This window comes from Pseudomonas petroselini, assembly GCF_045037875.1.
GTDB classification, from domain to species: Bacteria; Pseudomonadota; Gammaproteobacteria; order Pseudomonadales; family Pseudomonadaceae; genus Aquipseudomonas; species Aquipseudomonas petroselini.
The window spans coordinates 6,686,928-6,712,248 of the sequence record NZ_CP173614.1 but is presented as its reverse complement, the minus strand read 5'-3'; the positions used below and the strand labels follow the sequence as shown (position 1 = coordinate 6,712,248).

Sequence of the window (25,321 nt, the reverse complement as noted above, 5' to 3'; positions counted from 1 at the left end):
ACTAGTCTGTGAAACAGCTTCGGGAAAATGGAGCCGGTTGTCGGGTGACAGGGGAAAATTGTTACCTGGCGGAAAATAACCTAACGGATGGGTTACGATGAGAGTAGGCGCTTACAAGGGATATGTGATTTCGGTGTTTATCAGGGATGAGCATTGCCCGCCCCATGTGCATGTGAGGGGGAAGGAATGGGATGCGCGTTTTCGTTTCAGTTTTCTGGATGGAGACGTGGAATTGTGGGACGTAGAGCCTGAGCGGCGGCAGCCACCCATGGCGGTTTTGAAAGAAATACGCGGGGCGATCATGCAGCGGCATTACCTGGCGCGGGCACGCAGGATCTGGTGGGAATACCTGCAAACGGTCTGCCTGGAGAATCATTCTTGGGATTGGGAGGCCCACGAGGTGTTGCCTGGGCTGATCATTCAGCCGGGTGTTTATGTGATCGCCCGTGCCCGGCACGATGTCGTGGGGCAGAAAACAATATTGAATCTGGTCAGGGCGCCGGGTTTTGTGGAGATTGAACTATGAAGCAAATCGTAAAAGCCAAAGTCGTACCCTATAAACCGCTCACTGAGGCCGACGTCGAAAAGGCGATAGCCCGAGGGCGCAAGACACGGCACCTTTATGCCCGGGCCAGCTCTGTGCGTTATGAAGACAACTGCATTTCCATCGGCTTCAGCGACGGCAGTCGCGTTGTACTGCCGGTGGCTGGCCTGCCCGAGTTCGAGGGGTTTTCCTTGGAGGACTTTGAGCAACTGGAAGTCGGCTTTGGCGGCAAGGCGTTGTGCTGTGAGGCTCGGGACTTGGATGTTTCGGTCACGGGCCTGATCGCCACCAGCAAACCGCTCATGGACCTGGCCACCAGTTTGGTTGCGTCGCGCAACGGTCGCAAAAGCAGCGCCGCCAAATCCGCCGCCGCCCGAGCCAATGGCAAGAAGGGCGGGCGGCCACGCAAGAAGGAACCTGAGGACGTTGAACTACCGCCGAGTCAGTAACACCCCGGATTCCATGTGGTGCGTCCACGGGAACTGGTCAAACATTGCGCACTTCGTAATCCGGTGCGTGTCATGCAATTGCGCGATGTTCGCCGCCAACGTCTCCGGGTTGCAGGAGATGTACAGGATGTTGTCGAAGCGCCGGGTCAGTTCGCAGGTGTCCGGGTCCATGCCGGCGCGCGGCGGGTCGACGAACACGCTGCCGAACTCATAGCGCTTCAAGTCGATACCGTGCAGGCGGCGGAACGGGCGCACTTCATTCAGCGCTTCGGTGAGTTCTTCGGCGGAGAGGCGCACCAGGGTGACGTTACCCACCGCGTTTTCATCGAGGTTGCTCAAGGCCGCATTCACCGAGGTCTTGCTGATCTCGGTCGCCAGCACCTTGCGTACACGTGTTGCCAGGGGCAGGGTGAAGTTGCCGTTGCCGCAATACAACTCGAGCAAATCGTCCGGGCGATCGCCCAGGGCGTCATAGGCCCAGTTGAGCATCTTCTGGTTCACCGTGCCGTTGGGCTGGGTGAAGGCGCCTTCGGGTTGGCGATAGCTGAACGTGCGGCCACCGACCTCGAGTTTTTCCACCACATAGTCGTGGCCGATTACATCGCGCTTGCCCTTGGAGCGACCGATGATGCTGACGTTCAAGTCGGTGGCGAGCTTATTCGCGGCGGTGTGCCAATGCTCGTCCAGTGGGCGGTGATAGCACAAGGTGATCATCGCATCGCCGGCCAGGGTGGTCAGGAACTCCACCTGGAACAGCTTGTGGCTCAGGGCGGCGCTGGCTTGCCAGGCGGCCTTGAGCTGCGGCATCAATTGGTTGATGCGTTGGCTGGCGATGGGGAACTCTTCGATCAGGATCGGCGTGCGCTTGTCGTCCTGGGAAAACATCGCGTAGTGGCGCTCACCGCCTTCGCGCCACAGGCGGAACTCGGCGCGCAGGCGGAAGTTCTGCAGCGGCGAGTCGAAGACCTGTGGCTCTGGCGCGTCAAACGGTGCCAGCAGGTCACGCAAGCGCGTGACCTTGTCTTGCAGTTGAGCGGTGTAGCGTGCGGCGTCAAAAGTCATGCGTTGAACCAGCCCAGCTTGATTACAAACAGAATCGACAGAATCACCAATGCCGGGTTCAGCTCACGATAGCGGCCCGAAAGCAGCTTGATGGCGGTCCAGGCGATGAAACCGAAGGCGATGCCGTTGGCGATGGAGTAAGTGAAAGGCATCGCCAGGGCGGTGACCACTACCGGCGCTGCAACCGTGATGTCGTCCCAGTCGATCTCGGCCAGGCCCTGGGTCATCAACACAGCCACGAACAGCAGTGCCGGCGCGGTGGCGTAGGCCGGCACGCTGGCGGCCAGTGGCGAGAAGAACAACGCCAGCAGGAACAGGATCGCGACCACGATGGCGGTCAGGCCGGTACGGCCACCGGCGCTCACGCCCGCAGCGGACTCGATGTAGCTGGTGGTGGTCGAAGTGCCCAGCAGGGAGCCCGCCATGGCGGCGGTACTGTCGGCGATCAGCGCACGGCCCATTTTCGGCATGTGACCGTCCTTGCCCATCAGGCCGGCGCGCTTGGCCACGCCGATCAAGGTGCCGGAGTTATCGAACAGGTCCACGAACAGGAAGGCGAAGATCACGCTGACCAGGCCGATATCCAGGGCGCCCTTGATATCCAACTGCAGGAAGGTCGGGGCCAGGGACGGTGGTGCCGAGGTGATACCGATGAACGGGGTGAAGCCCAATACGATCGAGGCGATGGTCACCGCCAGGATGCCGATCAGCACCGCGCCGCGTACGGCCAGGGCTTCCAGCGCGACGATCAGCACGAAACCCAGGGTGGCCAGGATGGGCGCCGGTTGTTTCAGGTCGCCCAGGCCCACCATGGTGGCTGGGTTGCTCACCACGATCCCGGCGTTATGCAAGGCGATCAGCGCCAGGAACAGGCCGATACCGGCGGCAATCGCCGAGCGCAGGGGCAGGGGGATGGCGTTGATGATCCATTCACGAATGCGAAAGATCGACAGCAGGAAGAACAGCACCGCGGAGATAAACACCGCCCCCAGCGCAACCTGCCAGGTGTGGCCCATGTGCAGGACCACGGTGTAGGTAAAGAAGGCGTTGAGGCCCATGCCCGGCGCAAGGGCGATCGGGTAGTTGGCGATCAGGCCCATCACGGTCGAACCGATGGCGGCGGCCAGGCAGGTGGCGACGAATACCGCGCCTTTGTCCATGCCGGTCTCGCCGAGGATGCTCGGGTTCACGAACAGGATGTAGGCCATGGCCAGGAATGTCGTGATGCCCGCGAGGATCTCGGTGCGCACGTTGGTGTTGTGTGCCTTGAGTTGAAACAGCTTTTCCAGCATGCCTGCTCCCAGTGACGCTCTGTGGCGTCGTGATTTGTTGACCTCTAAGTCAAAGCACAAACTGCGCCAAGCGCCTTTGGTTCCAGAGAGGATCGGAAAAAGCGGCGCATCATACCAGCAGCCGAGGCCTTGAGGCATACTGCGCCGACGTTTAAACGAAGGTCATCCGCCGCATGAAAAACGCCAGCCCGTGGAGTCTAGCCCTGATCCCCTGTATCAGCCTGTTGCTCGGTGCAGCACCGGCGTGGGGCGCGACTGCACCGCCGTTGAGCGAAGTGCGTGTGTTCAAGGTTGAGTCGGCGCGTTGCACGGAAACCATTCCTGAGCGTGTGAGCACGACCCAGATGTGTACGCACCGTGGGCCGACTAAGGTTTCTGTCATGGAAGTCGGCCTGGGCAATAACCCGGTGGGCCTCTTTAATGGCGCGGTGTTGAACGGCCAGCGCACGCCGGTATGCCAGGTCGGCAACATCAGCGAGGCCTGCAGCGGGGCCGGCACGTTGATGGGCTACATCTATGTGTTTGACCTGAATGTGGAGGCCCAGGGCTGGTTCGAATACAGCAACGCCTCGATCAACCCCCCGCGAAACACCCTGAAAACCCTGCTCAATATCCGCTGATCAATCTTCTTGAACGCTCAAAACCACGAGAAGTCGTACCCCTGAGACGGCGACTTTTCTAACGCCGCGGATGTACACCAACCCGTGAGGTGTTTATGAGCGCGACCCCCAATGGCGCGGCGGCCCAGCCGTTCGTCAGCCACCCGATACGCCTGCGCCTCAACGGCCAGGACCGCCAGTTGGACGTGTTGCCCTGGACCACGCTGTTGGACCTGCTGCGCGAGCAACTGGACCTGGTCGGCAGCAAAAAAGGCTGCGACCACGGCCAATGCGGCGCCTGCACCGTCTTGCGCGACGGAAAACGCGTCAACGCTTGCCTGACCCTCGCCGTCATGTGCGACGGCGCCGAATTGACCACCATCGAAGGCTTGGCCGACGGCGACGTGCTCCACCCGATGCAGCAAGCCTTTATCAAGCACGACGCCTTCCAGTGCGGTTACTGCACCCCCGGCCAGATCTGTTCCGCCGTCGGCCTGATCAATGAAGGCCGCGCCCACGACACCGCGCAGATCCAAGAGCTGATGAGCGGCAACCTGTGCCGCTGTGGTGCCTACAGCAATATCCGCGATGCCATCGTGGACGTCGTGGGAGGTGAGCAATGAACCCCTTCCATTACAGCAAACCGGCGGATGTACAGGAGGCGGTCCACCTCAGCAGCGCGGCATCGCGCTTTATTGCCGGTGGCACCAACCTGCTGGACTTGATGAAGGAAAACATCAGCCGCCCCGAGCACCTCATCGACATCACCGGCCTGCCGTTGCATGACATTCAGCAAACGGCCGAAGGCGGACTGCTGATCGGCGCCCTGGTGAGCAACGCCGACCTGGCCTGGCACCCGCTGATCGAACAGCGTTATCCATTGCTGTCGCAAGCCATCCTCGCGGGCGCCTCGCCGCAACTGCGCAACATGGCCAGTACCGGCGGCAACCTGTTGCAGCGCACCCGTTGCTACTACTTCTATGACGCCACCGTGCCCTGCAACAAACGTGAACCCGGCAGCGGTTGCCCGGCGCGAACCGGCTTGAATCGCATCCATGCGATCCTCGGCGCCAGTGAAGAGTGTGTCGCGACCCATCCGTCCGACATGTGCGTCGCGCTGGCTGCGCTGGAGGCGCGGGTGCATGTGGAAGGGCGTGGTGGTGCGCGGATCATCGAGTTTGCCGATTTCCATCGCCTGCCCGGTGACGCGCCGCAACGGGACAACCAATTGGCTGACGATGAGCTGATCACCGCGATCGAGTTGCCTGCCGATAACCTGGCGAGCCACAGTCACTACCTGAAAATCCGCGACCGCGCGTCTTATGCCTTCGCCCTGGTGTCCGTTGCCGCAGCGCTTGAACTGGACGGCGACCTCATCGTTGATGCACGCCTGGCCCTCGGCGGCGTGGCCCACAAACCCTGGCGTGACCGCGCCGTGGAAGCCGGCCTGATCGGCCAGGTCGTCAGCCGTGAAACCTTCAGTCACGCCGCCGACGCCCTGCTGCAAGACGCCGAGCCGCTGGCGCACAACGGCTTCAAGATCAAGCTGGCGCGCCGGGCGATCATTCGCGCCCTGAGCGACGCTGCTGTCGCAGGAGAACAGCCATGACCGCTATCGGCAAACCCTTGGACCGGGTGGACGGTCTGCTCAAAGTCACCGGCCAGGCACGTTATGCCGGGGAGTTTCCCGAGCATGGCCTGCTGCACGGCAGCGTGGTGTCCAGCACCGTCGCCAAGGGCCGTGTGCTGCGCGTCGATGCTTCCAGGGCGCTGGCCCTGCCGGGCGTGGTGGAGGTTATCCATCACCTCAACCGCCCGAGAATTGCCAGTTATGACGACGCTTTCCAGGACGACGACGCCGCCGATGGCTCGCCGTTCCGCCCGCTGTACAACGACCGCGTGCTGTACAGCGGCCAGCCCCTGGCCTTGGTGATCGCCGATAACCTGGAGCTGGCGCGGCATGCCGGTTCCCTGGTGGACATCGAGTACGAAACCGAAGCCTTCGAAACCGACCTGCTGGCCTTGCAGGAACAGGCCCATGCTTCGCCGCAAACCCCGCCCGCGCCGCGTGGCAACTTCCAGGCCGAGTGGACCGGCGCCGCCGTCAGCCTGGATCTGCACTACAGCACGCCCATCGAACACCACAACCCGATGGAACCCCACGCCAGCACCGTGCTGTATCAACCCGATGGCACCTTGCATATCCATGACAAGACCCAGGGCCCACAGAATTGCCAGGCCTATGTGCAAAAAGTCTTTGGCCTGGATAAAAGCCAGGTGCGCATCTTCGCCGCATTCGTCGGCGGCGCTTTTGGCTCCGGCTTGCGCCCGCAGTACCAGTTGCCGTTGGCCGTGATGGCCTCCCTGGCGCTCAAGCGCTCGGTGCGCGTCACCCTGACCCGCCAACAGATGTTCACTTTCGGCTACCGCCCGCGCACCTTGCAGCGCTTGCAAATGGGCGCCGCCGCCAACGGACGCCTGCTGGCACTGGGACACACCGCTATCGGCCAGACCTCGCGCTTCGAGGATTTCAGCGAACATGTGGTGGAGTGGAGCGGCATGCTCTACCACTGCGATAACGTGCAACTGACCTACAAACTGGTGCCCCTGGATGTGTTCACGCCCTTGGACATGCGCGCTCCCGGTGCCGCCCTTGGCGTGATCGGCCTGGAGTGCGCCATGGATGAAGTGGCCTGCGCGCTGGGGATCGACCCGGTGCAACTGCGGCTGATCAACTACGCCGAGCGCAACCAGAACGAAGACAAACCCTGGTCGAGCAAGGCCCTGCGCGAATGCTACAGCGAAGGTGCCGAGCGTTTCGGCTGGAGCCAGCGCAACCCGGAACCGCGCAGTATGCGCGACGGCCGCCAGTTGATCGGCTGGGGCATGGCCGGCGGGGTATGGGAGGCCATGCAGATGAAGGCCAGCGCCAAGGCGCGGATCGACGCGCAGGGCAAGCTGACGGTCAGCAGCGCCACCACCGATATCGGCACCGGCACTTACACGGTGATGACCCAGATCGCGGCCCAGGCCAGTGGTGTGGCGGTCGAGGACGTAGTCTTTATGCTGGGCGATTCGTCATTGCCCACCGCGCCGCTGCAGGGCGGATCGTTTACCGTGTCCTCTGTGGGGACCGCCGTACAGCAAGCCTGCGAGGCGCTGAATGCCAAGTTGCTGGACATTGCCCGCCAGACTTACCCGGTCTTCAAGGACGCCGAATCCGTACGCTTCGAAGACGGCCAGTTGCATACGGGCGACGTGAGCGTGTCGCTGGCGCAGTTGGTCAAGGACAGTGGCGAAGACGCGCTGGACGTGCAGGTCGACAGCCAGCCCGACAAAAAACGCGAGGGCTACAGCACTGCCACCCATTCGGCGGTATTTGTCGAGGTGCAGGTGGATGAGGACCTGGGCACCATCAAGGTCCGTAGGGTGGTCAGCGCGATTGCCGCCGGGCGTGTGGTCAACCCGAAGATGGCGCGCAGCCAGATCCTTGGCGGTGTGGTGTGGGGTATCGGCATGGCCCTGCACGAAGAAACCCAGATCGACCACCAACTGGGGCGCTACATGAACCACAGCCTGGCCGAGTACCACATCCCGGTAAACGCGGATATTGGCGAGATCGACGTGGTGTTTGTCGAGGAGCATGACGAGATCGTCAACGCCCTGGGGTCCAAGGGGGTCGGTGAAATCGGTATTGTCGGCGTGGCAGCGGCGGTGGCGAATGCGATTTATCACGCCACCGGCAAACGGGTTCGGGAGTTTCCCATCACCCTGGATAAGGTGCTCTGACATGCTCTGGCAAGCACTGATTATCTAAAGGTGGGAGGGGGCTTGCCCCCGATGGGGGGTGTCAGTCAACGATGCTGTGACTGACATGGCGCTATCGGGGGCAAGCCCCCTCCCACATGGGTTATACGCTGGTTTTTTGAATGGGCTCTTCCACCGGCACATGCATGCGATCCCGATTCGCCAGGGTCGGGAACAGCTTGATCCACACCCCAGTCACCACCAGCGTACCGATCCCGCCCATGACAACGGCGGGCACGGTGCCGAACCAGTGGGCGGTAATCCCGGATTCGAATTCGCCCAATTGGTTGGACGCGCCGATGAACAGGCCGTTGACGGCACTGACTCGCCCGCGCATTTCATCCGGTGTCTCCAACTGCACAAACGATGCGCGGATCACCATGCTGATCATGTCCGCCGCCCCGAGCACCACCAGCACCGCCAGGGAAAACCAGAACGACGTGGAGAGGCCGAAGGCGATGGTCGCCACGCCGAACACGCCAACGGCAGTGAACATCACACGGCCTACATGGCGGTCCACCGAGAACCGCGCCAACCACAGCGACATCAACAACGCTCCCACGGCCGGCGCCGACCGCAGCAGGCCCAGGCCCCAGGCACCCGTCAGCAGGATGTCCTTGGCGAACACCGGCAGCAACGCGGTGGCGCCGCCCAGCAGCACGGCAAACAGGTCGAGGGAGATAGCGCCGAGGATGTCCGGGCGACTGCGGATAAAACGGATGCCGGCCAACAGCGAATCCAGCGTGGCCTTACCTTTGTTGAGCGGCGTCTGGCGTGCGGGCAGGTTGAGGGTCAGCACGCAGGCAATGAGATACAGCACCACCGTGGGGCCATACACCCACACGCTGCCAAACGCGTAGAGCAAACCGCCGAGCGCCGGCGCGACGATGGTTGCCAACTGCTGTGCCGACTGCGATGACGCCACGGCCCGTGGGAACAACGCGCTGGGCACGATGCTTGGCAACATGGCCTGGGTGGTGGGCATTTCAAACGAGCGCGCGGCGCCGAGCAGGAAGGCGAGGATAAAGATCATCTCGCGGGTTACGTTGCCGGTCAGGCCGCCAATCGCCAGGCTCAGGGCTATCAGCGCCTGCACGGTCTGGCAGATGGCCGCGACCTTGCGCCGCTCATAGCGATCGGCCACGTGCCCGGTGTGCAACATGAACAGCACGCGCGGCACGAACTCCACCAGGCCAACCAAACCCAGGTCCAGCACATTGCCGGTCAGTTGGTAGAGGTTCCAGCCGATGGCCACGGTGAGCATCTGGAAACCGCTGGCGGTAAAGATGCGCGCCAGCCAGAACGCGATGAAAGGGCGGTGATGACGCAACAGCAACGCGGGTTCACTAGGCATCGGGGCTTCAGGTCAGGGCTGGAGGAGGGCCGAGATTATCATTAAGTTGTAACAGATAGTTGCAACAACTGAGCTGAGGCAGTCTGTCACGCGGCAAAAGACCACACAGTTCATTCCTGAAAATGGGACTACTCTTTTAGCAATGCTTGATCCAGATCAATGCCCGCCCGGGCATTGACCTGGCGGCCTCAGGGCCAGATTCCCTACGCGATGGTTAAAAAAAGAAACGAATTGAAATTCGCCAGACTCCATATCCGTGGGGGCAGTGGGTGCAGGCTTCCGCCAGCAGCCGGTATTACCTGACAGAGGAAGACTTATGTTCGGTTTGGAGGCGCTAGATCTCGCCCGAATTCAATTTGCGTTCACCATCTCTTTCCACATCCTGTTCCCGGCGATCACCATCGGCCTGGCCAGTTACCTCGCGGTGCTGGAAGGCTTGTGGCTCAAGACCCGTAACGACACCTACCGTGACCTCTACCATTTCTGGTCGAAGATCTTTGCCGTCAACTTCGGCATGGGTGTGGTCTCCGGCCTGGTCATGGCTTACCAGTTCGGCACCAACTGGAGCCGCTTCTCTGACTTCGCCGGCGCCGTCACCGGGCCGCTGCTGACGTATGAAGTGCTCACGGCCTTCTTCCTTGAGGCCGGTTTCCTCGGTGTAATGCTGTTCGGCTGGAATAAGGTCGGGCGCAACCTGCACTTCTTCTCCACCGTGATGGTGGCCGTCGGGACGCTGATTTCCACGTTCTGGATCCTCTCGTCCAACAGCTGGATGCAGACGCCCCAGGGCTTTGAAATCATTGATGGCCGGGTGATTCCGACCGATTGGTTTGCCGTCGTCTTCAACCCGTCGTTCCCCTATCGCCTGGCGCACATGGCCACCGCAGCCTTCGTGGCCACCGCGTTCTTCGTCGGCTCCTCGGCGGCCTGGCACTTGTTGCGCGGCAAGGACAACCCGGCGATCCGTAAAATGCTCTCGATGGCGATGTGGATGGCCTTGATCGTCGCGCCTATCCAGGCGGTGATCGGCGACTTCCATGGTCTTAACACCTTGAAGCACCAGCCGGCGAAGATCGCGGCGATTGAAGGTCACTGGGAAAACATCGGCAACGAACCCACGCCGCTGATCCTGTTTGGCTGGCCCGACATGAAGGCCGAAAAAACCAAGTACGCGGTGGAAATCCCCTACCTGGGCAGCCTGATCCTGACCCACTCCCTGGACAAACAGGTGCCGGCGCTCAAGGAGTTCCCGCCTGAGGACCGCCCAAATTCGACCATCGTGTTCTGGTCGTTCCGGGTGATGGTCGGCCTGGGCTTCCTGATGATCTTCACCGGCCTGTTCAGCCTCTGGCTGCGCCGGGGCGACAAAATGTACACGTCCAAACCGTTCCTGTACCTGGCGTTGTGGATGGGCCCGTCCGGCCTGATCGCGATTCTCGCCGGCTGGTTCACCACCGAGATCGGCCGCCAGCCGTGGGTGGTCTACGGGCTGATGCGCACGGCGGACGCTTCTTCCGGGCATAGCCTGGCGCAGATGACGATCACCCTGGTGTTGTTCGTAGTGGTGTACTTCGCGCTGTTCGGTGCGGGGCTGGGCTACATGATGCGCCTGGTGCGCAAAGGGCCCCAGACCCACGAAGGCAGCGAACCTACCCACGGTGGCCCTGGCCAGAAACGCACGCCGGCTCGTCCGTTGTCTGCAGCCGATGACGGTGCCGACGACGATCACGCGCACATCCAGCACAAGGGGAATTGAGATGGGTATTGATCTTCCGCTGATCTGGGCCGTGATCATCATCTTCGGCATCATGATGTACGTGGTCATGGACGGCTTCGACCTGGGTATCGGCATCCTCTTCCCGTTTATCCCGGGCAAGACCGACCGTGACGTGATGATGAACACCGTGGCGCCGGTCTGGGACGGTAACGAAACCTGGCTGGTACTCGGCGGCGCGGCGTTGTTCGGCGCGTTCCCGCTGGCCTATTCGGTGGTGTTGTCGGCGCTGTACCTGCCGTTGATCCTGATGCTGATCGGCTTGATCTTCCGTGGCGTAGCGTTCGAGTTCCGCTTCAAGGCCAAGGACCATAAACGTCACCTGTGGGACAAGGCGTTCATCGGCGGCTCGCTGGCCGCGACGTTCTTCCAGGGCGTGGCGTTGGGGGCGTTTATCGACGGCATCCCGGTGGTCAACCGTCAGTTCGCCGGCGGTTCGCTGGACTGGGCCACGCCGTTCACGATGTTCTGCGGCGTGGCGCTGATCGTTGCCTATGCGTTGCTCGGCTGCACCTGGCTGATCATGAAGACCGAAGGCCCGCTTCAGGAAAAGATGCACAACCTCGCGCGGCCGTTGGCCTTCGTGGTGCTGGCGGTCATCGGCATCGTGAGTATCTGGACGCCACTGACGCACCCGGAAATCGCCTCGCGCTGGTTCACGCTGCCGAACCTGTTCTGGTTCCTGCCGGTGCCGATCCTGGTGCTGGTGACCATGTACGGGCTGATCCGCGCCGTGGCGCGTAATGCGCACTACACACCGTTCCTGCTGACGCTGGTGCTGATTTTCCTGGGCTATAGCGGTTTGGGCATCAGCCTGTGGCCGAACATCATTCCGCCCTCAGTGTCGATCTGGGACGCTGCCGCGCCGCCGCAAAGCCAGGGCTTCATGCTGGTGGGCACGTTATTCATCATTCCGTTCATCCTGGGCTACACCTTCTGGAGCTACTACGTGTTCCGCGGCAAGGTCACCCACGAAGACGGTTATCACTAGGAGGGTCGTTCCATGTCCGGCAAACCTTCGTTGCACGAGATTGAACAGGCCGAGAAACAGCCGTTGTGGCGGCGCCTGGGGTGGCTGGCGATGATCTGGACCGGCAGCGTGCTGGCCCTGTTCGTCGTGGCCAGCCTGATGCGCATGTTCATGAATGCGGCCGGCCTGACGACCCACTGACATCCCGATCCGAGCCTCGCGGCCCGGCTTTTCAACCCTGCTTTTCGCAAGAGAAGCAGGGTTTTTTTATTTGCGCGCTTTGAGGACCACGAATTTTGGCGTGGTGGCGACTTGCTCGACACCCCGGAACAAGCGCGCGAGCTTGGTGTGGTAACCCAGATGACGGTTGCCGACTATATAGAGGGCGCCGCCTACCACCAGGGCGTCCCGTGCCTGTTGGAACATGCGCCAGGCAAGGAAGTCACCGACCACTTGTTGCTGATGGAAGGGCGGGTTGCACAGCACCACGTCCAGCGAGTCGGGCGCCTGCCCTGCCAGGCCATCGCCGGCGCGTATGACCGCCTCGCGCTGGCCGAGGGCGGCGTGCCAGTTTTCCTGCGCCGATTGCACGGCCATGTAGGATTCGTCCACCAAGGTGTAGTGCGCCTCGGGGTTCTGCAGCGCGCTGGCGATCGCCAGTATGCCGTTGCCGCAGCCCAGGTCTGCCACGCGGGCACTGCCCAGGTTCTTCGGCAGGTGTGGCAGGAACGCGCGGGTGCCGATGTCCAGGCTTTCGCGACAGAACACATTGGCGTGGTTCAGCAATTCAATGGCCGGTGCGTCCACGGTGTAGCGGGTGGGGTAGGGCGAGACGGCAACGGGGCGGTCTTCAACGGAGGCGATCAGCAAACGCGCCTTTTTTACCGCAAGCGACGCTTGCATCGGCCCGATGTAACGCTCCAGCAATTCGCCCGCCGCCCGTGGCAAGTGCTTGATCATCGCCCCGGCGATGACTTCGGCACCCGGTGCCAGTTGGCCCTGCAAGCGAATCAGTTGTTCTTCCAACAAGGCCAGGGTTTTCGGAACGCGGATCAGCACGCGATCGAAAGGCCCGGCCAGGGTCTGATTGGCGGGAATGAACGGCACGGCGTTAAACGTCTTGCCATTGCGCACCAGGTTTTTCTCCAGACCCTGGGCCGCGAGGAACGAGTCGCCGCTGGAGGTGACCTGCACCTTGCCTTCGAGACTGGCGGCCAGGGCGCCAAAGCTGTCATTGAGGACCAACACGCGGGTGCTGGCGTTCGGCGTTTGATCGGCCAAATGGCTCAGCAGGTATTCGTCGGCGGCGTCGAAGGCTTGCAGCGGATCGTTATGTTGCTCTGGCTGGCGGATCAGATCGAGCTGGGCGAAAGGGCTTTCGAGCAGGGGCATGGCGGGACAGGCTCTGGGTAAACGATGGGTGTTCGGCAGTCATGGGCCGAACCGTCTGAGCGAACGTCGAGCGGCACCTGGGGGGCTGCTCATCACTCAGAACCGGGCGTAAATGTTACGTTTTTTTCAGAGCGATTACATGCGGTGTTTCTGCACGGTTAGAACAGCCCCGCTTTGGAGGCACAGAGCACGGCGGCAATCTTGTTATTGACCCCCAGTTTCTTGAACGTACTGCTGATGTGAAACCCCACCGTACGCTCCGACAGGCAAAGGATGGTAGCGATATCCGACGCTGTCTTGCCCATGGCGGACCACTTGAGAATTTCAGTTTCCCGTGGCGTCAGCTTACTCGGTGGCAGGGCACTGGGTTTACCGGCGTATTTTTGCGCCACGACGGCATGCATGGCATGGCACAGCCACAAGACGTGGCCCGCCTTTTCATACAACTCTACCGGGCTTACATCGTCGGTGCCACGGCTCAGGGTCAGCATGCTGAACACACCCTGGAAATCATGCACGGCCTGGGTCCATGCCACGTTCACATTTAAGGTTTGGGCCAAGGACCATAGGCTGGGTGCATCTTTAAATAGGGTTCCCTCCCAGACGACGGGCAATACACATCGCTTGCAGTGTTTAACAACGGGATCTACATCGAAGTAGCGCGCTTGGTTATACACGGTCGTCCATTCTTTCGGATAGTTGGTGAATTCAATCGGATTGGTTTGGTTTTCGGATACCTGCGAGCTCATTTTGAAGGAACAATATTGGAAGCCGAGTTCATACGTTTGGTTGATAACCATCTCAAATACACTGGTGATCTCGTTCTCGCCTTCCAGTTTGGGGAGTCTAGTGTTTCGCCAGTTAAGCATTGGTAACTCTCCATGGGTTTTCTCTGACTTGGGGTACGTCCTGGACCCCCAACGCTGTACGGGAATGAGTGTAGGACAAGGCCTACATCTGGAGAGGAAATTTTCGCTCTTGCACGATGATGTTTAAGAATTTTTTCACAAGACGTTTAGTGAGTCTCAAAAAAATAATGGATTTTTAGCGGTTTTTTAGTGGGTTGAGAAACCTGTAACGCTCAACTAACAGTAAGTTTGCGATGCTGGGATACGGGCTAATAGCCAATTGTTTAGTGGGTGTTAAATTGCCACTACCCTGTGGGCCTATCATGCCACTACCTGCTGTAGGTGTTTATGCGAGCGACTTTGAGGGACACTAGGGCACCTGTAGAACGGAGCCCCCCATGACGGCCAGTGCTGAGAAATTTACCCGCCAGACCTTGCTCGATGTGCAATCGCTGACCCCCAGCCTGTTTACGCTGCGCACCACCCGCGACCCAGGCTTTCGTTTTACCGCCGGCCAGTTCGTGCGCCTGGGGGTGACCAAGGCGGATGGCAGCACCGTATGGCGCGCCTATTCCTTGGTGTCTTCGCCGTTTGATGAGCACCTGGATTTCTTCTCGATCGTCGTCCCGGAGGGTGAGTTCACCAGTGAACTGAGCCGCCTGAGAGTGGGCGATACCTTGATGGTGGAGCGCCAGGCCACGGGGTTCCTGACCTTGAATCGCTTCGTCGATGGTCGCGACTTATGGCTGTTGGGCACCGGTACTGGCGTGGCGCCGTTCCTGTCGATCCTGCAGGACTTCGAAGTCTGGGAGAAATTCGAGCGCATCATCCTCGTCTACAGCGCGCGGGAAGCCAGGGAGTTGGCTTATCAGTCGCTGATCAAGGCACTGGGCGAGCGCGAGTACCTGGCTGAGCATGCGCATAAGCTCACCTACATCCCTATCGTCACCCGTGAGCAACATCCGGGCGCGCTGAATGGGCGTATTACCACGTTGATCGAAAATGGCGAGCTGGAGCGCGCGGCTGGCGTCGAACTGACCCCGGAGTATTCCCGCGTGCTGATTTGCGGTAACCCGCAGATGGTCGATGACACGCGGCAGTTGCTCAAACAGCGCGACATGAATCTGAGCTTGAGCCGCCGCCCTGGCCAGGTGGCCGTGGAAAACTACTGGTAATAAAAAAGGCGCCTCAAGCAGGTAATGTCAGTCAGTTAAGGGTGAGCACCGTACCTGTGGCGAGGGAGCTTGCTCCCGCTGGGTCGCGAAGCGGCCCCAGCTCTTTGTTTCAAAAGACTGGGACTGCTGCGCAGTCCAGCGGGAGCAAGCTCCCTCGCCACAGGTTACTGTTCGCTCTTGCTGCTTCTTAACTGACTGGCTTAGCCTCAAGCAGGCGCCTTTTTTCCAAGCCTGTACTTACGGAAGCGGCTTGTCATTCTGCGCCTTGAGCAGATCGCGGATCTCACCCAGCAATACTTCTTCCTTGGTCGGCGTCGGTGGCAGGCTAGGCGCTACCGCCTCTTCACGCTTCAGACGGTTGATCGCCTTGACCCCCATGAAGATCGCAAACGCGACGATCACAAAGTCGATCACGCTCTGGATGAACTTGCCGTATGCCAGCACCACCGCAGGCACATCGCCCTGCGCCGCCTTGAGCGTGATCGCCAGGTCGCCGAAGTCCACGCCACCGATCAACAGACCAATGGGCGGCATCACCACGTCGCCTACAAACGAAGAAACAATTTTGCCGAAGGCTGCGCCGATGATGATACCGACGGCCATGTCGACCACATTACCTTTGACCGCGAAGGCCTTGAACTCACTGATCACGCCCATAGGTTATTCCTTGTTACAGATGAGAAGGGTGGCACTTAGTGTAAGTCAGTCGTAGCGGGCTTGCCTGACACAACCGCTAACACTGTTAGCTTTAATCGACACATTAAATCGCAAATAGTTTGCAAAGTGCCACCAATCGCGCGCGAAATACGCGTGGCATCAGTGGGTTACCAGATTATTTTATTAATCGGGTCGGTATGGCTTTTCTATTTATCTTCTGGCGCTCGGGTCACTAGCCTCTGGCAAGCACAACTGAATGTGCACTAAAAAAACCAGAGGAAACCCTGATGAAAACCCCAATGACCCGCGGGCCTGTTGCAGCGCGAACCGCGCTGGTACTGGTGACCGCCAGCCTGCTTTCCCTCTCAGTGCAAGCCGCTAACCTGACCCGCGATAATGGTGCCGCTGTCGGCGACAACCAGAACTCGCAGACCGCCGGCGCTAATGGCCCGGTGCTGCTGCAAGACGTGCAGCTTATTCAAAAGCTGCAACGCTTTGACCGCGAGCGCATCCCCGAGCGCGTGGTACACGCCCGTGGCACCGGCGCCCACGGCACCTTCACCGTCACTGACAGCCTCAGCGACCTGACCAAGGCCAAGGTATTCGCAGCCGGCGAAGCCACCCCGGTGTTTGTGCGCTTCTCCGCCGTAGTCCACGGCAACCACTCCCCGGAAACCCTGCGTGACCCACGCGGTTTCGCCACCAAGTTCTACACCGCCGACGGCAACTGGGACCTGGTCGGCAACAACTTCCCGACGTTCTTTATCCGTGATGCCATCAAGTTCCCGGACATGGTCCACGCCTTCAAGCCGGACCCGCGCACCAACCTGGATGACGATTCCCGTCGCTTCGATTTCTTCTCCCACGTACCCGAGTCCACCCGTACGCTCACCGAGCTGTACTCCGACTCCGGCACCCCGGCCAGCTACCGGGAGATGGACGGCAACGGCGTGCACGCCTACAAGCTGATCAACGCCAAGGGCGAGGTGCACTACGTCAAGTTCCACTGGAAGAGCCTGCAAGGCATCAAGAATCTTGATCCCAAGCAAGTCACCGAAGTGCAGGGGCGTGACTACAGCCACATGACCAACGACCTGGTCACCCATATCAACAAGGGCGACTTCCCCAAGTGGGACCTGTACGTGCAGGTGCTCAAGCCTGAAGACCTGGCCAAGTTCGACTTCGACCCGCTGGACGCCACCAAGATCTGGCCGAATGTGCCCGAGCGCAAAGTTGGACAGATGGTGTTGAACCGTAACCCGGCCAACGTCTTCCAGGAAACCGAGCAGGTGGCCATGGCCCCGGCCAACCTGGTGCCGGGCATCGAGCCGTCGGAAGACCGCCTGCTGCAAGGTCGCGTGTTCTCCTACGCCGACACCCAGATGTACCGCCTGGGCGCCAACGCCCTGCAACTGCCGATCAACGCGCCACGGGTGACCGTCAACAACGGTAACCAGGACGGTGCACTCAATACTGGCAAGACCACCAGCGGAGTGAACTACCAGCCAAGCCGCCTGGAACCTCGCGAAGAGCCACAGACCGCGCGTTACAGCCAGTCGGCGCTGTCGGGCAGCACCCAGCAAGCGAAGATCCAGCGCGAGCAGAACTTCAAGCAGGCCGGTGACCTGTATCGCTCTTACAGCCCCAAAGAGCGTCAGGACCTGATCGATAACTTCGGCGGCTCCCTGGCCACCACGGATGACGAAAGCAAGCACATCATCCTGTCGTTCCTCTATAAGGCCGACCCGGAATACGGCACTGGCGTGGCCAAGGTCGCCAAAGGTGACCTGTCGCGCGTGAAAGCGCTGGCTGAAAAACTGACTGACTGATCCGTTGGTTGCGGTCGACGCCCATGCCTGGGCGTCGACCCTTGCAGGAGAACACCTCATGCGTATCTCTATCGGTTTGCTGATGGCCATGCTGGCCTTCGTCGCCCAGGCCGAGTCCCCTGACCCGGTGGCGCTCAAGGCCCAGTTGCAGGACTACTATTTCGACGCTGCCCGGCGGGGCGATATCGACATGCTCAATACCTTTATCGACTCCGGCTACAGCCTCAACACTCAGGACGATAAGGGCTACACCGCGCTGATCCTCGCCGCCTACCACGGGCAGGGCCCGTTCGTGGAACGCCTGCTCAGCGCCGGCGCCGACGCCTGCGTGCAGGATAAACGTGGTAACACCGCGCTGATGGGGGCGATTTTCAAAGGCGAACTGAAGATTGCCCAGCGCCTGCTCACCACCGACTGCAACCCCGACCAGCGCAACGGCGCCGGGCAGACCGCGGCCATGTACGCCGGGCTGTTCAAGCGTGTCGAGTTGCTGGACGAACTCAAAGCCAAGGGCGCGGACCTCAATGCTGAAGACCCGATCGGCAACAGTGCTTCACGATTGGCCAGCGGTGAAATCCGGACCCCGGCGCCGCGCTGAGCTATCATCGCGTTTTTTCAGTTGGAGGTTCTCAAATGGCAAAGGCCAAGCGCATGTACGGCTGCACCGAGTGCGGCGCGACCTTTCCCAAGTGGGCCGGCCAGTGCACCGAATGCGGCGCGTGGAACACCCTGACTGAAACCATGATCGAAAGCGGCGGCGCGGCGGCTCCCACCGGCCGTGCCGGCTGGACCGGCCAGCAGGCGCAGATCAAGACCCTGGCCGAAGTCAGCGTCGAAGAAATCCCGCGCTTCTCCACAGCCTCCGGTGAGCTCGACCGCGTGTTGGGCGGCGGCCTGGTGGACGGCTCGGTGGTGCTGATCGGCGGTGACCCTGGTATCGGCAAGTCGACCATCCTGTTGCAGACGCTGTGCAGCATCGCCAGCCGCATGCCGGCGCTGTATGTCACGGGCGAAGAATCCCAGCAACAAGTCGCTATGCGCGCCCGCCGCCTGGGCTTGCCCCAGGACCAACTGCGGGTGATGACCGAAACCTGCATCGAAAGCATCATCGCCACGGCCCGGATCGAAAAACCCAAGGTCATGGTGATCGACTCGATCCAGACGATTTTCACCGAGCAACTGCAATCGGCGCCGGGCGGTGTATCCCAGGTGCGTGAGAGCGCCGCGCTGTTGGTGCGGTATGCCAAGCAGAGCGGCACGGCGATCTTCCTGGTCGGCCATGTGACCAAAGAGGGCGCATTGGCCGGGCCACGGGTGCTGGAGCATATGGTCGACACCGTGCTGTATTTCGAAGGTGAATCCGATGGCCGCCTGCGTTTGCTGCGAGCGGTAAAGAACCGGTTCGGCGCGGTGAATGAGTTGGGCGTGTTCGCCATGACTGACCGCGGATTGAAAGAAGTCTCCAACCCGTCGGCGATTTTTCTGACCCGCGCCCAGGAAGAAGTCCCAGGCAGCGTGGTGATGGCGACGTGGGAAGGCACTCGCCCGATGCTGGTGGAAGTGCAAGCATTGGTGGATGACAGCCATCTGGCCAACCCGCGCCGCGTGACGCTGGGCCTGGATCAGAACCGGTTGGCGATGCTGCTGGCGGTGCTGCACCGTCACGGTGGTATTCCGACCCACGACCAGGACGTGTTCCTTAACGTAGTGGGCGGGGTCAAGGTATTGGAAACCGCCTCCGACCTGGCGTTGATGGCGGCTGTGATGTCGAGCTTGCGCAATCGGCCGTTGCCTCATGACCTGCTGGTGTTTGGCGAAGTCGGGCTGTCGGGGGAAGTTCGCCCGGTGCCCAGCGGCCAGGAGCGCCTCAAGGAAGCAGCCAAGCACGGCTTCAAGCGCGCCATCGTGCCCAAGGGTAATGCGCCGAAGGAGTCGCCGCCGGGGATACAGATTATTGGGGTGACGCGCTTGGAGCAGGCGTTGGATGCACTTTTCGAGTAGATCAAGGATGGATGCAATGCAACGATCGAGTAGGTGGGGCGTAATCGCCTTGTTTATCGCCTTGGCCGGGTTGCCTGCGATGGCGTGGGCCGACACGGCCAAGCTGCCGGCCGGTTACCGCCTGGCCCAAAAACTAGTGACGCAAGACGGCAGCGTCTTGCAGGTACTCGAAGATCAACGCATCAGCGCACAGATGCACAAGGACAGTTGGGGCAGTGGCCTGGATGAGGAATCGTTCGACGAACCCGGTGACCTGGTAGAAAACCCGCTGCTCGGAGCCCAGGTGCGATTGCTGTCGGCGTCGGGGGATTTAGTCGCGCACGACGACCTCGGTTATCCTTTGGCCGAGGTCAAGAAAGCCCCGCTCAAAGGCCTGCCGGACGCGGTGTATTTTCTGATCATTGATCAGACCGCGCCAATGGGGAGTTACAGTGGCCCAGCGACTCAACTGCTGCTGCCGGCCAAGCAAAAACTTGAGCCTATGAGTTACAAGGACGCTGACGGCAAGGTCAAAACGCTGACCTTGGCCCAGACCGGCAAGGCCGCGTGGCGGGTTGCATCGGCGGTCAAAGGTGGCGCGGATGAGCTGCTGCAAGTTTCTTCATTTATGGACGGTGATGGCGAGGATGATTTTGCCACCCGCTACCAAACCTATCGTTTTGTGGATGGGCAGTGGCAGGTCGCGGTGAGCCAGAAAGCGGGTTACTGGGACACGGAAAGCGACTTCCCCACGCGTACGGCATTTCCCTGAACTGTCGTTTTTCCCGTGAGAGAACCGTTACCAGAAGAGCATTTTCAACGCCAAGGCGACGACGACGACATTGAAAGCGCTCTCCATCCACTTATCGCCTTTCTGTAGAGCAAACTTGGCGCCCGCATTGGCGCCCACCAGCGTGCCTATGATCAGGCAACATCCGTACTGCCAATTAATGATGCCGCTGATACCGAATATTATTAACGAGCCAACGGAGAGGATGAGACCTCCGACTTTCCGAGTGCCAATTGATTCACTGATCGTTTTTTTAAAAAAAATAATATACAAATAAGTTGATAACTTGGCTTGGCCGCCAAATAAACCGCCAATCATGCCCACGGGAACAAACAGTACATAGCCGCAAAAGCGCCTGAGCGATGAGGGGGTGGCCTTCGGCGAATGAGGCTTCCTGATGAGTGAAAGTGCCACCAAGAGTAGCGTCAGGCCGCCAATGATTTTATGCAGCAGCGCGGGGTCTATTTGCACGAGCAGACTTGCACCGATCAAGGCGCCCGCCAACCCAAGTGCCGCCGCGGGGGCCGCTAGCCTGTAATCCACTTTTCCACTGTTATGAAAGTGCCTCAAGCCGGCGAACATAGTGCCTACCGAAGCCAGGCGAGCGGTCGCTATCGAAGACTGAGGGGGTATCCCAAGCCAGATCATCACTGGAACGGTTAGAAATACACTGCCTCCCGTATTGGTTCCGATAAAACCCGTTATAACACCCAGCAGCACCAATCCAGCGCCTGTCAGCCATTCATGCTCAACCATAATGGGGGGTCATACCTCCAGCAAAGCACCCAGCTCTCGCTCCAACTCTTCCTGGTCGCCCAGATTCAACTCGATCAGCCGCCGCAAGTGGCTGATCGACTCCAGATCGATGTCTTTGCACACAAAACCCAGTTGCCCATGATCCTCATGAGTGAGCTTCACTTGCATCTTTATATGCGCCTTGGGGTCCAGGCGTATGTCGACATCGAACGGCAGCGCCTTATTGCCCTTCCAGTCTTCGGGCCGTTGCACCAACAGGCCCTTCAGCGACAAATCTACTAATTGCACTGGCCATTCGCGCCCGTTTTGCCGAAGCTCGGTCTTGGCATCAAAGGCGATCCGGCGAAAACGACGGCGGTCAGACGGCTGCTCGGTCATGGTGAAACCCTCTGTGGTTAAAAGGATTGTAGCCCTGCGCCATCATCGGGCCGTTATTTCTGCTTTTTTTGCCCCTAGAAGGCTCTAGACCAACGTAGGGGGGTGGCCTTTAAGGCCAGTAGCGCTAAACTCCGGATGGCTGTCCTTTCTGTCCACCCTGGCTGGAATATAAAAATGAAAAATAATAATAGCCTGCTACGCCACCTACCCTGGCTGGTGCTGGCAATTGTAGGCGCGTGCGCCCTAGGCGTAGTGGCCTTGCGCCGCGGCGAGGCGATCAACGCCTTGTGGATTGTGGTCGCGGCTGTGGCCATCTACCTGGTTGCGTACCGTTACTACAGTCTGTTCATCGCTAACAATGTGATGCAACTCGACCCACGGCGGGCCACCCCCGCAGTGCTCAACAACGACGGTCTGGACTATGTGCCGACCAACAAACACATCCTATTCGGTCACCACTTTGCCGCGATTGCCGGTGCAGGCCCGCTGGTCGGCCCGGTGCTGGCGGCGCAAATGGGCTATCTGCCTGGCACGCTCTGGCTGATTGCCGGCGTGGTCCTGGCCGGTGCGGTGCAGGACTTCATGATCCTGTTCCTGTCCACGCGTCGTAACGGCCGTTCCCTGGGGGATATGGTTCGCGAAGAGATGGGGCGCATCCCCGGCACCATCGCGCTGTTTGGCTGCTTCCTGATCATGATCATCATCCTCGCGGTGCTGGCGCTGATCGTGGTCAAGGCCCTGGCCGAGAGCCCGTGGGGCATCTTCACCGTGATGGCGACCATCCCGATCGCGATGTTCATGGGCATCTACATGCGCTACATCCGCCCGGGCCGCATCGGTGAAATCTCGATCATTGGCGTGCTGTTGCTGCTGGGTTCGATCTGGCTGGGTGGGCAGATTGCTGCTGATCCGGTGTGGGCCAAGGCCTTCACCTTCACCGGGATCCAGATCACCTGGATGCTGATCGGCTACGGTTTCGTTGCAGCGGTACTGCCGGTGTGGCTGATCCTTGCGCCGCGTGACTACCTCTCCACCTTCCTGAAAATCGGCACCATCATCGCGCTTGCCATCGGCATCCTGGTGACCATGCCCGACCTGAAAATGCCGGCACTGACCCAGTTCATCGACGGCACCGGCCCGGTGTGGAAGGGCGGCTTGTTCCCGTTCCTGTTCATCACCATCGCCTGCGGCGCGGTCTCGGGTTTCCACGCGCTGATTTCTTCGGGCACTACGCCCAAGTTGTTGGCCAGCGAAAGCCATGCCCGCTACATCGGTTATGGCGGCATGTTGATGGAGTCGTTCGTGGCCATCATGGCGATGGTTGCCGCTTCGGTGATCGAGCCCGGCGTTTACTTCGCCATGAACAGCCCGGCCGCTATTGTCGGTACCGACGTGGTGACCGTGGCGCAAACCGTCAGCAGCTGGGGTTTTGCAATTACCCCTGAAGCCCTGTCGGCCGTGGCCCATGACATCGGTGAAACCACCATCCTGGCGCGTGCCGGCGGTGCACCGACCCTGGCGGTGGGTATCGCGCAGATCCTGCACAGCGTACTGCCGGGTGAAAACACCATGGCGTTCTGGTACCACTTTGCGATCCTGTTCGAAGCGCTGTTCATCCTGACCGCCGTCGACGCCGGTACCCGTGCCGGTCGCTTCATGCTGCAGGACTTGCTGGGCTCCTTCGTGCCCGCGCTGAAACGCACCGAGTCATGGACCGCCAACTTGATCGCGACCGCCGGTTGCGTGGCCATGTGGGGTTACCTGCTGTACCAAGGCGTGATCGACCCACTGGGCGGCATCAACACCTTGTGGCCGCTGTTCGGTATCTCTAACCAGATGCTGGCGGGTATCGCGCTGATGCTGGCGACCGTTGTGCTGATCAAAATGAAACGCCAACGCTACATCTGGGTGACCATGCTGCCGGCCGTCTGGCTGCTGATCTGCACCACCACCGCGGGCTTCATCAAGCTGTTCGACGCCAACCCGGCGATCGGCTTCCTGTCGCTGGCCAAGAAGTACAGCGATGCGTTGGCCAATGGTCAGATCCTGGCCCCGGCCAAGAACATCGACCAGATGCAGCACGTGATCTGGAACGCCTACACCAACGCAACGCTGACGGCGCTGTTCCTGTTCGTGGTATTCAGCATCCTGTTCTATGCGCTCAAGGTCGGCGTCGCCGCCTGGGGCAACAAAGAACGTACGGATAAAGAAGCCCCGTTCCAGGCTGTTCCGGACGCGTGATTGAGGATTGCAACCATGTTCAATGACATCAGTCGCCTCGGTAAATACCTCGGTCAGGCCGCGCGCCTGATGGTCGGAATGCCCGACTACGACACCTACGTCGAGCATATGCAAACCAAGCACCCGGACAAACCGATGATGGACTACAAGGCGTTCTTTCGGGAACGCCAAGAGGCCCGTTACGGCGGCAAGGGTGGGCCCAAGTGCTGCTGACTCGGTAACCCGGGCTAGCAGTGGTTTATTGTGGGAGGGGGCTTGCCCCCGATAGCGATGTGTCAGTGACATACCAGTGCCTGACACACTGCTATCGGGGGCAAGCCCCCTCCCACATTTGTTTTTGTATTCCTCCAAGGAGAATATTTTGTCCTCTCCCATTCCAGTAACCATCCTCAGCGGCTTCCTCGGGGCCGGCAAGACCACCTTGCTGCGCCACCTGCTCAAGGCCGAGCATGGCCTTAAAATCGCCGTGATCGAAAACGAATTCAGTGACGCCGGTATCGACACCCAGCTCTTGGGTGCCGAACCGGTGCAAGTCATGACCCTGTCCAACGGCTGCGTGTGCTGCACCATCCACACCGACCTGACCAAAGCCCTGTACCTGCTGCTCGAGCGCCTGGACAGCGGCGAGATCGCCTTCGACCGCCTGGTGATCGAGTGCACCGGCCTCGCCGACCCCGCCCCCGTGGCCCAGACCTTTTTCATCGACGAGGAACTGCGCGAGCGCTACATCCTCGATGGCATCATCACTTTGGTGGACGCAGCCCACGCTGAACATCACCTGACCCAGACCATTGCCCAGGCCCAGATCGGTTTTGCCGACCGCCTGCTGGTGAGCAAACGCGACCTGGTGGATGACGCCACCTTCGATGCGCTCAGCGAACGCCTCACGCGCATCAACCGCCGTGCGCCGATACGCGTGGTGGACCATGGCATCATTGACCTGGCTGAACTGCTCGATGTGCGCGGTTTCAACCTCAACGCCGGCATGAGCCTGCGCCCGGTGAGCGCCGCGCCGTCCGTCGACCGTATTTCCAGCCTGGTGCTGCGTACCGAGGAACCGCTGGATATCGACCGGCTCAGTGAGTTTATGAACGAACTGCTGGAAGACCATGGCAAGCAATTGCTGCGTTACAAGGGCGTGTTGAACATCGCCGGGGAAGACCGGCGCATGGTGTTCCAGGGTGTGCTTAAGCTCTACGGTTTCGATTGGGATACCGAGTGGGCCGAAGGCGAGGCACGGGAGAGTGTGATTGTGTTTATTGCCGACGAATTGCCGGAAGACAAGATTCGCGAAGGGTTTGCAAAGGTCTATCAACCCTGACTTGACCTGAAACACAGTCAAAAATGGGGGAGGGGGCTTGCACAGGTTGAGAATGCAGTGTTTTCAAGCATAAAAAAGCCCGGCTCAAGCGCCGGGCTTTTTA

The 25,321-nt window shown here is 60.4% G+C and carries 25 protein-coding genes; 17 read left to right on the top strand and 8 right to left on the bottom strand.

Annotated elements, in window-relative coordinates; genetic code table 11:
- Positions 1 to 97: 97 nt before the first annotated feature.
- Entirely contained in the window at positions 98 to 526 is a 429-nt protein-coding gene (locus tag ACI512_RS31035) for a DUF4160 domain-containing protein (RefSeq protein ID WP_236381035.1), read from the top strand.
- The gene (locus ACI512_RS31030; protein ID WP_236381037.1) at positions 523 to 993 is read left to right on the top strand and encodes a DUF2442 domain-containing protein; all 471 of its coding nucleotides are present in this window, start codon (positions 523 to 525) and stop codon (positions 991 to 993) included. Before ACI512_RS31035 ends, ACI512_RS31030 begins: the two co-directional genes overlap by 4 nt.
- On the opposite strand, the gene trmA is transcribed toward ACI512_RS31030, so the two are convergent.
- Both trmA and ACI512_RS31020 read right to left on the bottom strand, forming a co-directional pair.
- Complete coding sequence (gene trmA, locus ACI512_RS31025) at positions 976 to 2,055, bottom strand: tRNA (uridine(54)-C5)-methyltransferase TrmA (protein WP_064053077.1); 1,080 nt, start codon at positions 2,053 to 2,055, stop codon at positions 976 to 978. The genes ACI512_RS31030 and trmA overlap by 18 nt on opposite strands.
- Positions 2,052 to 3,347, bottom strand: coding sequence for an NCS2 family permease (locus tag ACI512_RS31020; RefSeq protein WP_015886001.1), 1,296 nt, complete (start codon positions 3,345 to 3,347; stop codon positions 2,052 to 2,054). Before ACI512_RS31020 ends, trmA begins: the two co-directional genes overlap by 4 nt.
- 173 nt (positions 3,348 to 3,520) lie before the next feature.
- Between ACI512_RS31020 and ACI512_RS31015 the strand changes: the two genes are divergently transcribed.
- The 4 genes from ACI512_RS31015 to ACI512_RS31000 all read left to right on the top strand — a co-directional run bounded on the left by ACI512_RS31015 (position 3,521) and on the right by ACI512_RS31000 (position 7,735).
- The gene (locus ACI512_RS31015) at positions 3,521 to 3,967 is read left to right on the top strand and encodes a DUF4879 domain-containing protein (protein WP_102060215.1); all 447 of its coding nucleotides are present in this window, start codon (positions 3,521 to 3,523) and stop codon (positions 3,965 to 3,967) included.
- Positions 3,968 to 4,062: 95 nt separating this feature from the next.
- A complete protein-coding gene (locus tag ACI512_RS31010; RefSeq protein ID WP_236381038.1) occupies positions 4,063 to 4,569 on the top strand; it encodes a (2Fe-2S)-binding protein in 507 nt (168 codons plus the stop codon).
- On the top strand, positions 4,566 to 5,555 hold the full coding sequence (locus tag ACI512_RS31005) for a xanthine dehydrogenase family protein subunit M (RefSeq protein ID WP_015885998.1): 990 nt from the start codon (positions 4,566 to 4,568) through the stop codon (positions 5,553 to 5,555). Before ACI512_RS31010 ends, ACI512_RS31005 begins: the two co-directional genes overlap by 4 nt.
- Positions 5,552 to 7,735, top strand: a complete 2,184-nt coding sequence (locus ACI512_RS31000) for a xanthine dehydrogenase family protein molybdopterin-binding subunit (protein ID WP_236381040.1) — start codon at positions 5,552 to 5,554, stop codon at positions 7,733 to 7,735. The genes ACI512_RS31005 and ACI512_RS31000 overlap by 4 nt, the downstream gene beginning before the upstream one ends.
- Positions 7,736 to 7,856: 121 nt before the next feature.
- Here ACI512_RS31000 and ACI512_RS30995 read toward each other — a convergent pair whose 3' ends face one another.
- Positions 7,857 to 9,107 carry an MFS transporter gene (locus ACI512_RS30995; protein ID WP_015885996.1) on the bottom strand — a complete coding sequence of 417 codons (1,251 nt, stop codon included), beginning with the start codon at positions 9,105 to 9,107 and terminating at the stop codon, positions 7,857 to 7,859.
- Positions 9,108 to 9,423: 316 nt separating this feature from the next.
- Between ACI512_RS30995 and ACI512_RS30990 the strand changes: the two genes are divergently transcribed.
- The 3 genes from ACI512_RS30990 to ACI512_RS30980 are packed head-to-tail and all read left to right on the top strand — an operon-like array spanning position 9,424 to position 12,052.
- On the top strand, positions 9,424 to 10,863 hold the full coding sequence (locus ACI512_RS30990; protein WP_015885995.1) for a cytochrome ubiquinol oxidase subunit I: 1,440 nt from the start codon (positions 9,424 to 9,426) through the stop codon (positions 10,861 to 10,863).
- 1 nt (position 10,864) lies between these two features.
- On the top strand, positions 10,865 to 11,872 hold the full coding sequence (gene cydB / locus ACI512_RS30985) for a cytochrome d ubiquinol oxidase subunit II (protein WP_015885994.1): 1,008 nt from the start codon (positions 10,865 to 10,867) through the stop codon (positions 11,870 to 11,872).
- Between the two features lie 12 nt (positions 11,873 to 11,884).
- On the top strand, positions 11,885 to 12,052 hold the full coding sequence (locus ACI512_RS30980) for a DUF2474 domain-containing protein (protein WP_010206690.1): 168 nt from the start codon (positions 11,885 to 11,887) through the stop codon (positions 12,050 to 12,052).
- A gap of 66 nt (positions 12,053 to 12,118) precedes the next feature.
- On the opposite strand, the gene ACI512_RS30975 is transcribed toward ACI512_RS30980, so the two are convergent.
- Together ACI512_RS30975 and ACI512_RS30970 are read right to left on the bottom strand one after the other, a co-directional pair.
- Positions 12,119 to 13,243: a class I SAM-dependent methyltransferase gene (locus tag ACI512_RS30975; protein ID WP_093544276.1), complete on the bottom strand. Its 1,125-nt coding sequence runs from the start codon at positions 13,241 to 13,243 to the stop codon at positions 12,119 to 12,121.
- A gap of 158 nt (positions 13,244 to 13,401) precedes the next feature.
- On the bottom strand, positions 13,402 to 14,112 hold the full coding sequence (locus ACI512_RS30970; protein ID WP_015885992.1) for a LuxR family transcriptional regulator: 711 nt from the start codon (positions 14,110 to 14,112) through the stop codon (positions 13,402 to 13,404).
- 377 nt (positions 14,113 to 14,489) lie between these two features.
- Here ACI512_RS30970 and ACI512_RS30965 point away from each other — a divergent pair, with 377 nt between their 5' ends.
- Complete coding sequence (locus ACI512_RS30965; protein WP_236381043.1) at positions 14,490 to 15,266, top strand: ferredoxin--NADP reductase; 777 nt, start codon at positions 14,490 to 14,492, stop codon at positions 15,264 to 15,266.
- Between the two features lie 237 nt (positions 15,267 to 15,503).
- Here ACI512_RS30965 and mscL read toward each other — a convergent pair whose 3' ends face one another.
- Positions 15,504 to 15,923 carry a large-conductance mechanosensitive channel protein MscL gene (gene mscL, locus ACI512_RS30960; protein WP_015885990.1) on the bottom strand — a complete coding sequence of 140 codons (420 nt, stop codon included), beginning with the start codon at positions 15,921 to 15,923 and terminating at the stop codon, positions 15,504 to 15,506.
- A gap of 287 nt (positions 15,924 to 16,210) precedes the next feature.
- Between mscL and katB the strand changes: the two genes are divergently transcribed.
- From katB to ACI512_RS30940, 4 genes are read left to right on the top strand one after another with little or no spacing between them, the layout of a single operon-like run.
- Complete coding sequence (gene katB, locus ACI512_RS30955) at positions 16,211 to 17,752, top strand: catalase KatB (RefSeq protein ID WP_064053083.1); 1,542 nt, start codon at positions 16,211 to 16,213, stop codon at positions 17,750 to 17,752.
- A 58-nt stretch (positions 17,753 to 17,810) separates the two neighbouring features.
- Positions 17,811 to 18,350 carry an ankyrin repeat domain-containing protein gene (locus ACI512_RS30950; RefSeq protein ID WP_236381981.1) on the top strand — a complete coding sequence of 180 codons (540 nt, stop codon included), beginning with the start codon at positions 17,811 to 17,813 and terminating at the stop codon, positions 18,348 to 18,350.
- 35 nt (positions 18,351 to 18,385) lie between these two features.
- Positions 18,386 to 19,753 (top strand): DNA repair protein RadA, encoded by a 1,368-nt coding sequence (gene radA / locus ACI512_RS30945; protein WP_003235145.1) that lies wholly within the window; start codon positions 18,386 to 18,388, stop codon positions 19,751 to 19,753.
- Positions 19,754 to 19,769: 16 nt separating this feature from the next.
- A complete protein-coding gene (locus ACI512_RS30940; RefSeq protein WP_236381979.1) occupies positions 19,770 to 20,504 on the top strand; it encodes a hypothetical protein in 735 nt (244 codons plus the stop codon).
- Positions 20,505 to 20,531: 27 nt separating this feature from the next.
- Here ACI512_RS30940 and ACI512_RS30935 read toward each other — a convergent pair whose 3' ends face one another.
- Together ACI512_RS30935 and ACI512_RS30930 are read right to left on the bottom strand one after the other, a co-directional pair.
- A complete protein-coding gene (locus ACI512_RS30935; RefSeq protein ID WP_064053086.1) occupies positions 20,532 to 21,278 on the bottom strand; it encodes a sulfite exporter TauE/SafE family protein in 747 nt (248 codons plus the stop codon).
- A 9-nt stretch (positions 21,279 to 21,287) separates the two neighbouring features.
- Positions 21,288 to 21,656, bottom strand: coding sequence for a PilZ domain-containing protein (locus tag ACI512_RS30930; protein WP_231808048.1), 369 nt, complete (start codon positions 21,654 to 21,656; stop codon positions 21,288 to 21,290).
- 174 nt (positions 21,657 to 21,830) lie between these two features.
- On the opposite strand from ACI512_RS30930, the gene ACI512_RS30925 reads away from it, so the two are divergent.
- The 3 genes from ACI512_RS30925 to yjiA all read left to right on the top strand — a co-directional run bounded on the left by ACI512_RS30925 (position 21,831) and on the right by yjiA (position 25,218).
- The gene (locus ACI512_RS30925; protein ID WP_015885984.1) at positions 21,831 to 23,897 is read left to right on the top strand and encodes a carbon starvation CstA family protein; all 2,067 of its coding nucleotides are present in this window, start codon (positions 21,831 to 21,833) and stop codon (positions 23,895 to 23,897) included.
- Positions 23,898 to 23,912: 15 nt separating this feature from the next.
- Positions 23,913 to 24,110, top strand: coding sequence for a YbdD/YjiX family protein (locus tag ACI512_RS30920; RefSeq protein WP_003176208.1), 198 nt, complete (start codon positions 23,913 to 23,915; stop codon positions 24,108 to 24,110).
- A 148-nt stretch (positions 24,111 to 24,258) separates the two neighbouring features.
- Positions 24,259 to 25,218, top strand: a complete 960-nt coding sequence (gene yjiA / locus ACI512_RS30915) for a GTPase (protein ID WP_015885983.1) — start codon at positions 24,259 to 24,261, stop codon at positions 25,216 to 25,218.
- Positions 25,219 to 25,321 lie beyond the last annotated feature (103 nt).

What these genes read in the sequence shown, in the direction of transcription:
- katB (WP_064053083.1), top strand. Translation starts at nt 16,211, where the DNA reads ATGAAAACCCCAATGACCCGCGGGCCTGTTGCAGCGCGAACCGCGCTG.
- ACI512_RS30975 (WP_093544276.1), bottom strand. Translation starts at nt 13,243, where the DNA reads ATGCCCCTGCTCGAAAGCCCTTTCGCCCAGCTCGATCTGATCCGCCAG.
- ACI512_RS30970 (WP_015885992.1), bottom strand. Translation starts at nt 14,112, where the DNA reads ATGCTTAACTGGCGAAACACTAGACTCCCCAAACTGGAAGGCGAGAAC.
- ACI512_RS30980 (WP_010206690.1), top strand. Translation starts at nt 11,885, where the DNA reads ATGTCCGGCAAACCTTCGTTGCACGAGATTGAACAGGCCGAGAAACAG.
- ACI512_RS30935 (WP_064053086.1), bottom strand. Translation starts at nt 21,278, where the DNA reads ATGGTTGAGCATGAATGGCTGACAGGCGCTGGATTGGTGCTGCTGGGT.
- ACI512_RS31015 (WP_102060215.1), top strand. Translation starts at nt 3,521, where the DNA reads ATGAAAAACGCCAGCCCGTGGAGTCTAGCCCTGATCCCCTGTATCAGC.
- ACI512_RS30965 (WP_236381043.1), top strand. Translation starts at nt 14,490, where the DNA reads ATGACGGCCAGTGCTGAGAAATTTACCCGCCAGACCTTGCTCGATGTG.
- ACI512_RS30940 (WP_236381979.1), top strand. Translation starts at nt 19,770, where the DNA reads ATGCAACGATCGAGTAGGTGGGGCGTAATCGCCTTGTTTATCGCCTTG.
- ACI512_RS31020 (WP_015886001.1), bottom strand. Translation starts at nt 3,347, where the DNA reads ATGCTGGAAAAGCTGTTTCAACTCAAGGCACACAACACCAACGTGCGC.
- trmA (WP_064053077.1), bottom strand. Translation starts at nt 2,055, where the DNA reads ATGACTTTTGACGCCGCACGCTACACCGCTCAACTGCAAGACAAGGTC.
- ACI512_RS30925 (WP_015885984.1), top strand. Translation starts at nt 21,831, where the DNA reads ATGAAAAATAATAATAGCCTGCTACGCCACCTACCCTGGCTGGTGCTG.
- ACI512_RS31035 (WP_236381035.1), top strand. Translation starts at nt 98, where the DNA reads ATGAGAGTAGGCGCTTACAAGGGATATGTGATTTCGGTGTTTATCAGG.
- ACI512_RS31010 (WP_236381038.1), top strand. Translation starts at nt 4,063, where the DNA reads ATGAGCGCGACCCCCAATGGCGCGGCGGCCCAGCCGTTCGTCAGCCAC.
- ACI512_RS30995 (WP_015885996.1), bottom strand. Translation starts at nt 9,107, where the DNA reads ATGCCTAGTGAACCCGCGTTGCTGTTGCGTCATCACCGCCCTTTCATC.
- ACI512_RS31000 (WP_236381040.1), top strand. Translation starts at nt 5,552, where the DNA reads ATGACCGCTATCGGCAAACCCTTGGACCGGGTGGACGGTCTGCTCAAA.
- ACI512_RS31005 (WP_015885998.1), top strand. Translation starts at nt 4,566, where the DNA reads ATGAACCCCTTCCATTACAGCAAACCGGCGGATGTACAGGAGGCGGTC.
- ACI512_RS31030 (WP_236381037.1), top strand. Translation starts at nt 523, where the DNA reads ATGAAGCAAATCGTAAAAGCCAAAGTCGTACCCTATAAACCGCTCACT.
- radA (WP_003235145.1), top strand. Translation starts at nt 18,386, where the DNA reads ATGGCAAAGGCCAAGCGCATGTACGGCTGCACCGAGTGCGGCGCGACC.
- ACI512_RS30920 (WP_003176208.1), top strand. Translation starts at nt 23,913, where the DNA reads ATGTTCAATGACATCAGTCGCCTCGGTAAATACCTCGGTCAGGCCGCG.
- ACI512_RS30950 (WP_236381981.1), top strand. Translation starts at nt 17,811, where the DNA reads ATGCGTATCTCTATCGGTTTGCTGATGGCCATGCTGGCCTTCGTCGCC.
- ACI512_RS30990 (WP_015885995.1), top strand. Translation starts at nt 9,424, where the DNA reads ATGTTCGGTTTGGAGGCGCTAGATCTCGCCCGAATTCAATTTGCGTTC.
- mscL (WP_015885990.1), bottom strand. Translation starts at nt 15,923, where the DNA reads ATGGGCGTGATCAGTGAGTTCAAGGCCTTCGCGGTCAAAGGTAATGTG.
- ACI512_RS30930 (WP_231808048.1), bottom strand. Translation starts at nt 21,656, where the DNA reads ATGACCGAGCAGCCGTCTGACCGCCGTCGTTTTCGCCGGATCGCCTTT.
- cydB (WP_015885994.1), top strand. Translation starts at nt 10,865, where the DNA reads ATGGGTATTGATCTTCCGCTGATCTGGGCCGTGATCATCATCTTCGGC.